The sequence below is a fragment of the Azospirillaceae bacterium genome, from assembly GCA_028283825.1.
Taxonomy (GTDB): Bacteria; Pseudomonadota; Alphaproteobacteria; order Azospirillales; family Azospirillaceae; genus Nitrospirillum.
Map to the genome: position 1 here is coordinate 2,202,300 of JAPWJW010000001.1, position 7,296 is coordinate 2,209,595.

Here is a 7,296-nt window from a genome sequence, read left to right on the forward strand (position 1 = left end):
TCATATAAATCGTGAGAGCTTCGCATGTCCCGCTCCACCATCAACGACCTGCCCGCCTTCTTCGCGATCGCCCAGGAGCGAAGCTTCACCAAAGCGGCGGCATTATTGGGTGTCTCCCAGCCCAAGCTCAGCGTCACGATACGGCAGTTGGAAGAACGGCTGGGTGTACGGCTGTTGAGCCGCACCACCCGCAGCGTCTCATTGACCGAGGCGGGTGAACGGCTGCTTCGGTCGGTCGAACCGCTTTACCGGAACATTGAAGCTGGGTTGGAGGCCCTGAACCTGGCCAAGGATGCACCGGCCGGCACCGTCCGCCTTGCCGTCGGGGCCAGTTATCTCAGGGCAATCCTGTGGCCCAAGCTGATGGAAATCCTGCCGCGCTATCCTGACCTGAAGGTCGAGATCACGGTCGGCCTCGTGGATATCACGAAAAATGGGATCGACGCCGGCGTGAAGCTCAGCGACGATGTCCCCCCGGGCATGACCGCTGTTGCCGTCAGCCCCGACTTCCGTTTTGCCGTGGTTGGATCCAAATCCTATTTCACAACCAATCCTGTGCCGCAGATGCCACGGGATCTCGCGGCCCACCGCTGCATCAATGTTCGTCCTCCGCCATATGATGAACTTTGGCCTTGGGAGTTCGAAAAGGACAGCAGGGAGGAACATATCCAGGTCGATGGCCAGTTGGCATTTAACCAGCTTGATCTCGTGATGGAGGCGGCCGTGGCTGGTTTCGGACTGGCCTATGTTCCCGAATGCCTGGCGGCGCCTTATCTTGCCGAGGGCCGCGTGCAGCGGGTGCTGGAGGATTGGTGCCTGCCATCGCAAGGCTACCATATGTATTTTCCTGAAAGTGCTCAGATTTCCCCGGCGCTCGGCTTCCTGATTGACGCCTTGCGATATCGCGGCTGAGGGTCCACTGGCGGTCATGCAAATCACCACCGCGCTCCGCGAACACCCTATCTGGAGGGCCGCGGCGAAGAGCTCCGCATACCGCAGCTAACTGCTCTTCCCCGTCCCCGCCACAAGAAGCTCCACGATGGCCACCGCCGTGGGCAGCATCTTGTCATCCAGTTGCTTGGCCGCATCCGCGAGACGCGCCATCGCCTCCGCCCGGCGCGATCAAATGACATCGTCGACTTCAATAGAATCAGAGGAATACCGGGCCGATCGGCGTCCAATCTGCATGCCGATTAACACTATGACCTCAATTTTGGTGATGATCGGATCATCCGGCGCCGATGACGCGGGCCTGAAGCCGGCCCGCGGCAGGTCACGTCCCCGTCATGAACTTCCAGCCGTCGCTGTACTTGGTCAGGATGGCCGTGGCATCGGCCGGCTCCTTCATGCCCTCGATGCTCAGGCCCGCCTTGGCCCAGGCCGGCGCGTCGGTGACTCGGTAGCGGTACTCGACATTGGCGTTCCCGTCCTTCTCCTGGTAGCGGACGATTTCGGTTACTTGCTTGTGGCCGTAGCAGAACCCGCCCTTTCCCCAGACGCCGGCGGCCTTGCCTTTGTCCGTCAAGTCGATCTCAAGCCGGGAGATGAAGCCCTGGCCGAAGGTTTCCTCGGCGGTGATATCCCCGTCCTTCCGCAGCGCCTCATAGATCGCCATGTCGTCGGAGGACTTTTCGACGCGGATCGGGAAGTGGATGGTGTCCATCTTGGCGTACGCCAGGCACATGGGCTCGCCGATCGCGGCGTTGATCGCCTTCTCGAAATCGCCCTTGGGGCCGCAGGCGGACAATCCGAGCAACGCCACGATGCCCAGGAAGACAGGGAAAAGCTTATGCATGGAGCTTCCTTCCAAAGTGTTTTTTTTAAGGTGAATTCCATTTGGTCGATGGCGTGCACGCCCACCGGCAGGAGAAGAGCGGGACCGGGCGGGCGGGCGCTCGCTGCCGCGTTCCCCGGCTCCCGTCGACTTCGCCTGGCAGGCCTCACGCCTGCGTGGCCTTGACCACCTCATCCAGCAGGTCCCGCGCGGGCCCCTCTGACAGTCCGAACGCGAGCTGCACCGGCTTCTTCTGGGCCTTCAGCCGCAGGTTCAGCGAAACCGACACGGCATTCTCGATGCCCCGCGCGACGCCGACGGCCGCGAATGCCGTGGTGGTCATGGCGGCGCTGGCCACGCTGGACGAGAGCACGACCGCACCCAGTTCGCCGGTGCCGCCGGCGATGATGGTCGGCCCGGCGCTGTAGGACGCGCCGGCCATGCCCGGTGCGTGGACGAAGACCTCCTTGATCTCCGCCAGCGGATACACGGCCCCGGCCGCCAGGATGCCGGTCTTCGCCACGGTGAACGAGTGGGGGCGCCGCGCCCTACACTGGTTGCGGAGATACCGGTAGGACATCCAGCATAGGCCTCCGACGATCAACAGGAGGACGGCCCAGAGCCGCACGTAAATACTCTCGTATGTCTGGGTAATCACCCAGGAAAGCCCAAAGTGGTTGTCTGGCTCGTAGGTCCATTTCCAACGATCAATGACGAAATAACAGATTCCATATGAGAAAAACACCGAAAGTCCCCCGAAGAACAAGAAGAAGAACCCAACGAAAAGCCAGGTTGTCACGGGAACTCCGGCCGGGCTGACATGGAATACACGGCCGTCCGTCGTCTGCTCGGATGTGAATTGGGTCGATGCTGTGGTCATTTCGGCTCTCGTATCGGCTTGCATCAATGATTCGATATATTCGCGCCGCCCCGTAGCCTCTGGTTGCGGCCCCTCCCAAGAGATACCTCATAACCCATGTATTGGGTACCCGTATTTGGCGTATCCAAAAACCTCGCCTACGCCTGCCCTGGAACCAGGAGGCCGGTGTGGGCGCGCGCGAGCAGTTCAGGGACGACTACGGAAAGCTGCTGACGGAGTTGGTGGCTCGCCGGAAGATCGCGGGGATCACGCAGGAGGAGGTCGCGCGCGAGCTTGGCATACGCCAGAACCTGGTCAGCAAGTACGAGCTTGGCGAAGTCAGGCTCAACGTCGTCCAATACGCCCGCTATTGCCGCGCCATCGGTCTGGAGCCGGGCGAGCTGCTGGTGACGGTGGGGCGCTACTGACCCCCCCGCCTACGCCCCATTCGGTAAGCTGTTGGGCGGGGGCTCATGCCTCATCACCGAGGTGCCAGGCGATCGCACCCGCCCAATGCCGCCTATGGATGCTTCTTTCTGATGGCGGCCGTCGTCGGTCTAGCGGGGTGGTACGGTAGCCCGCCGCCGAGAGGCGATTGGGGACGCCGTCATGGGTGTCTGTTACGTCACGCTTGTAGACATGATCCCAACTCCGTAGCCGCCAAGTGTTAATCGGCGCACAGCTTGAACGCCGATCAACGTGGCACCCGTATGATTCTATTGAACTCGATGGAGCCATTTGATCGCGCCGATTTACGGGCTTAATGCCAGTAAACCACTGCCCCCTAGCCATTCATCCGCCAATGTGAACAGCACCTAATTTCGTGGCCCTATCCCTATTTAATTTTGTCTGCCCGACAGAAATCTAGCTGCATCACCAGATTCGATGAATTCGAAAGCTCTTATCTTCGCATCGAGGGCCGTCTGGTATTTCTTTACCCCCTGAACATTGCCGATCTTGAGTCGGTAATTGTCTTCATGGGGTGATATTTGGACGGAGATCTGATCGCGGATCACTGCCATGTCGCCTGCCGTGGTGACTTTCCACTTGGGTGAGTCAACGAAGCGCCTTTTCTTTTCACGCTCCTTGATAAGGTTGGCGTGGTGTTCTCCGGCGTCGGTGGTGGCGGTGAGCGCGTCGCAGCAGTCCGTCCCGACCGCCATGGCACCCCAGGAGGGGTGACCGATCGCGTAGATGTATCGAATTTCGGTGCCACAGAGTTCACAGCTACCGCAGAGGCTGCCGAGATCATCCACCCCGAACAGCGACCAGCCCGTTCTGGGCATTACGATGCCGTGCTCCGCCGCATGGCAGCCCTGGCACAGGGTTTCACAAGCACCATACGGATATTCCCAAGGCAGTCGACCTGGGACGTAGGCCTTGTGATGGGCCTGCAGCACGGCGCCGTCGGCCCGGCCGCGACGGCATCGGACACAGCGGCCGTCATCTAATTTGATGATCTCCTCCCGGTAGAGGTGCCATCGGGCATGACTGTAGGGTTTCATGGTCATCCTTTCGCGGCGTCCGGCGGAACCTGCTGGGTAGGCAGGTTCCGCCTGGGCGTCGTTCACTGCAGCGTCTGCGTCCGGGCTTCGTGGAGGGTGGCGTTGGCAATGGCGATGATCTCAGCGGCGGAGGCCGTCTCCCGCGCCAGAAGAAGGCCAGCCACATTCTCGACCGCGCTGTGCCATGCGTAGAGCAGGACCCGCACCTTGGCGTACTGGGTGTCCAGGATGGCCGTCACTTGCGCCGCGATCTGCGGATTGGAGCTCAGGAGGCGTGGTACGGTCTCCGCCGTCACCGGCCCCAACCAGGTCAGGTGATCACCCAGTCCGTGGGAGGTCAGCATCTGGGTGGCCAGCACGGTCGCGAGCGCCAGGTCGCTATCCCCGTTGCCCCCCGCGCCGGTGCTGGGCGCGCCGAGGAGGAGTTCTTCAGCCGCCCGGCCGGCCAGATGAACCTGGATGAGGTCCAGCAGGTCGTTCCGCCGTAAAACCTCGCCATCCATGCGGTAGTTCACGCCGCCCAGCCCGCCGGCCGAGATGCGGATTGAAGCCGAGACCAGCATGCTTGGCCGAAGGACCGCCGCGGCGACGGCATGCCCCGCTTCATGGACCGCACAAAGCTGGCGGAGTGCTGGCGTTCTGGGATCCGTGGGGTAGAGATCCGCTTCCAGGTCCGCTGCGACCATAGGCCTGCCCGCAACCCGGGCCCGGCGCTTGGCAGTACGCACCAGGAGTTCGCAGTCCGCGCCGCTGGCACCTTCCATTTGCGCCGCGAAACGGGTCAAATCCAAACCCGGCAGATGGTCGCGGCCCAGATGGTAGCGGAGGATGCCCGCCAACGCTGCTTGATCGGGGAGTGGAATATGCACCACCCGATCAAACCGACCCGCTCGAATGAGGGCGGGATCCAGTAAGGCGGGGTAATTGCAGGCGCCAATCATGATGACCCCCGGCCGACCCTGCAAACCGCCTACGTGCTCCAACATCGCATTCGTGATCTGGCGGTTATAACTCTGATTTTGGCCGGGCCTTTCCGAGTGCCGTGCGGTGAAGCTATCCAGCTCATCGATAAAGAGCAGGCATGGTGCGGCACGCTTGGCATTCGTGAACGTCGAGGCCATGGCCCGCAACATGTCGCCCTGATGACCTGCGGCCTGCCACTCGCCATACGACGCGGCGATCAACGGCAGGTCACAGCTAGCGGCGAGGGCGCTTGCGAATTGGGTCTTCCCTACGCCTGGCGGGCCGGCCAACAAAAGGCCCTTGTCCATCTCATGCCAGGAAAGCGCACCGGCCCGATAAGCGGCAAGGTCACGGTTGAGTGCCTCGCCCCACGCCACCGCTTCGGACATGCCGTGGAGGTCAGCCAGGCGTGGCCCCGGTGCCGGCAAGCGAACGCGTGCTTTGGCCATCCGTTCCAACCGGTCGATCCAATCGTCGGGAGATGTTGCTGGTCGAGCCGCCAGCTTCAGGTCCGCGGCGGTCAGCAGCGCGCATAACCCATCCGATAGGGTGCGCGTAGGCGGCTGTGCAACCTGTGCCATCGCCTCGGTCAGAATGGCGCCCGTCAGCGGCGGAACAGCCAGGCGGAAGTCTGCCGCCGCCATGAAGCGTGGCGGCAAATCCGCTTCACTGGCCGCGAGGATGATGACGCCGATCCCGCGGGTGAGCTCGTCGGCGGCCATTGCCTCCAGATGCTCGATGGTTGGACTGCGCGGAGTTCCGTCGCGTGCGGCAATGCGCCAGGTGCTGGCGATGCGCTGACCGGGCGCATCAAGATCGGGAAAATGCGGATCGTCGATCAGGTCGCCGGTGCTGCCGATGGGAAAGTCGTCCTCGTCATCCAGTTCGGTCATGTCTGGGTATGCCGGGGTGTTCAGCAGCGGGGCGCTAACGGTTGAGACCTCACGCCAGGCGAAGCCGTTCAGCGCGTCCTCGACCACGCCTTCCATGGGGGCCACCCAACTGGCGTCAGGCGCCACGATGGTGATGGCGACGCCGCCACGGCGAGCGGTGGGGGCCAGTCCTTGAGTGCCCGCGAACGCCGCCTCCAGCAGGAGCCTTGCGGCGGCCTTCCCCAACATCGGCGGCTTAGGGCGGCTCTGCACCGGGGCCGCATACTCATCACGCAGTTGATTCAGCTTTTCCAGAGACATGGCTTCTCCTTACGGCGGAAGGGTTTCGCGCCGTCGATTAGGGTGATGGTCTGACGCGCCTGGATCCCTAGCCACGCGGCTGAGGCGTTGGTTCTAAATCGGATCAAGCACGCACATGATGTACTGTATGTTATGTGCGCACATTATATGCGTTTCGATGTTTGCAGCGTCAAGCGGAATGTGCGCACATGCGTCACATATCTCGCGGGAATGGCCCACGAGTGGGAGTAGCCCGTGAAGAAGACCGAAAATTTCAACATGAGGGTGTCGCCGGAATTCACGGCGACAATTGATGATTGGCGCCGCCACCAGCGCGATATTCCAGCCCGGGCGGAGGCTATCCGCCGTCTGGTGGAGCTGGCCCTGCTGGCGGAGGAAACGCTGCCTATTACGGCACAGGCTTCTGATTTTTTGAGGAAAATTGAGAAGGCTGGCTTGCTCGCAGACGCCTTGAAGGCCGAAGCGAGGGCAATTGTTGACGCGATTGCGCGCCTTGAAAAAGCACTGCAAGCGGTACACGGGGCTCAGGAAGGTCTTCCGGACTAACCGGACTGCAAATCAGCGCGATCAGGACGATCAGGCCATCATGCTGGGCATGACCAAATGACTACCGCCAACCATGCCCAAACGTAATTTCGATTCCCCCCAGTCCAACTTAACAAAGATGTTAATAACAAAATCGTCAACTCGAATTTGACACGCCACGTTATCATATTGATAATTATGATGATTGATCGGATTTGCGACACTGCGCGAGTGTCACATGCGCACATCCGTTCCACTTCAGAATGCGTCAGAGCCCTGGCATCTCCATCTTATTGCCGACCAAGGTTAAATATCGGCCGCAAGGCATTGTTTTTACTAAATGCCTCTGTCGCAAATCGTTCAAATCAACGCGACTCCTGGGGCATTAGATCACCCGAAGGCAGCTGAGTGACGCAAATTGACTTTTTGCTGTGTCGCATTTTTCCGTTTTCATTGTCGCTGTTACGGGGGAGGACC

Annotated in this window: 7 protein-coding genes; 3 read left to right on the plus strand and 4 right to left on the minus strand. The window is 61.1% G+C overall.

The window, feature by feature from the left end; all coding sequences use genetic code 11:
- Positions 1-24 precede the first annotated feature (24 nt).
- Positions 25-912 carry a LysR substrate-binding domain-containing protein gene (locus PW843_08925; protein MDE1146730.1) on the plus strand — a complete coding sequence of 296 codons (888 nt, stop codon included), beginning with the start codon at positions 25-27 and terminating at the stop codon, positions 910-912.
- Positions 913-1,273: 361 nt separating this feature from the next.
- Here the strand turns inward: PW843_08925 and PW843_08930 are convergent, their stop codons facing one another.
- Entirely contained in the window at positions 1,274-1,795 is a 522-nt protein-coding gene (locus tag PW843_08930) for a hypothetical protein (GenBank protein MDE1146731.1), read from the minus strand.
- A 145-nt stretch (positions 1,796-1,940) separates the two neighbouring features.
- The gene (locus PW843_08935; GenBank protein MDE1146732.1) at positions 1,941-2,654 is read right to left on the minus strand and encodes a hypothetical protein; all 714 of its coding nucleotides are present in this window, start codon (positions 2,652-2,654) and stop codon (positions 1,941-1,943) included.
- A gap of 167 nt (positions 2,655-2,821) precedes the next feature.
- Between PW843_08935 and PW843_08940 the strand changes: the two genes are divergently transcribed.
- Positions 2,822-3,061, plus strand: coding sequence for a helix-turn-helix transcriptional regulator (locus tag PW843_08940; GenBank protein ID MDE1146733.1), 240 nt, complete (start codon positions 2,822-2,824; stop codon positions 3,059-3,061).
- 411 nt (positions 3,062-3,472) lie between these two features.
- Here the strand turns inward: PW843_08940 and PW843_08945 are convergent, their stop codons facing one another.
- A complete protein-coding gene (locus PW843_08945) occupies positions 3,473-4,144 on the minus strand; it encodes a hypothetical protein (protein MDE1146734.1) in 672 nt (223 codons plus the stop codon).
- 56 nt (positions 4,145-4,200) lie between these two features.
- Positions 4,201-6,294 carry an AAA family ATPase gene (locus PW843_08950; GenBank protein ID MDE1146735.1) on the minus strand — a complete coding sequence of 698 codons (2,094 nt, stop codon included), beginning with the start codon at positions 6,292-6,294 and terminating at the stop codon, positions 4,201-4,203.
- A 234-nt stretch (positions 6,295-6,528) separates the two neighbouring features.
- Here PW843_08950 and PW843_08955 point away from each other — a divergent pair, with 234 nt between their 5' ends.
- On the plus strand, positions 6,529-6,840 hold the full coding sequence (locus tag PW843_08955; GenBank protein MDE1146736.1) for a hypothetical protein: 312 nt from the start codon (positions 6,529-6,531) through the stop codon (positions 6,838-6,840).
- Positions 6,841-7,296 lie beyond the last annotated feature (456 nt).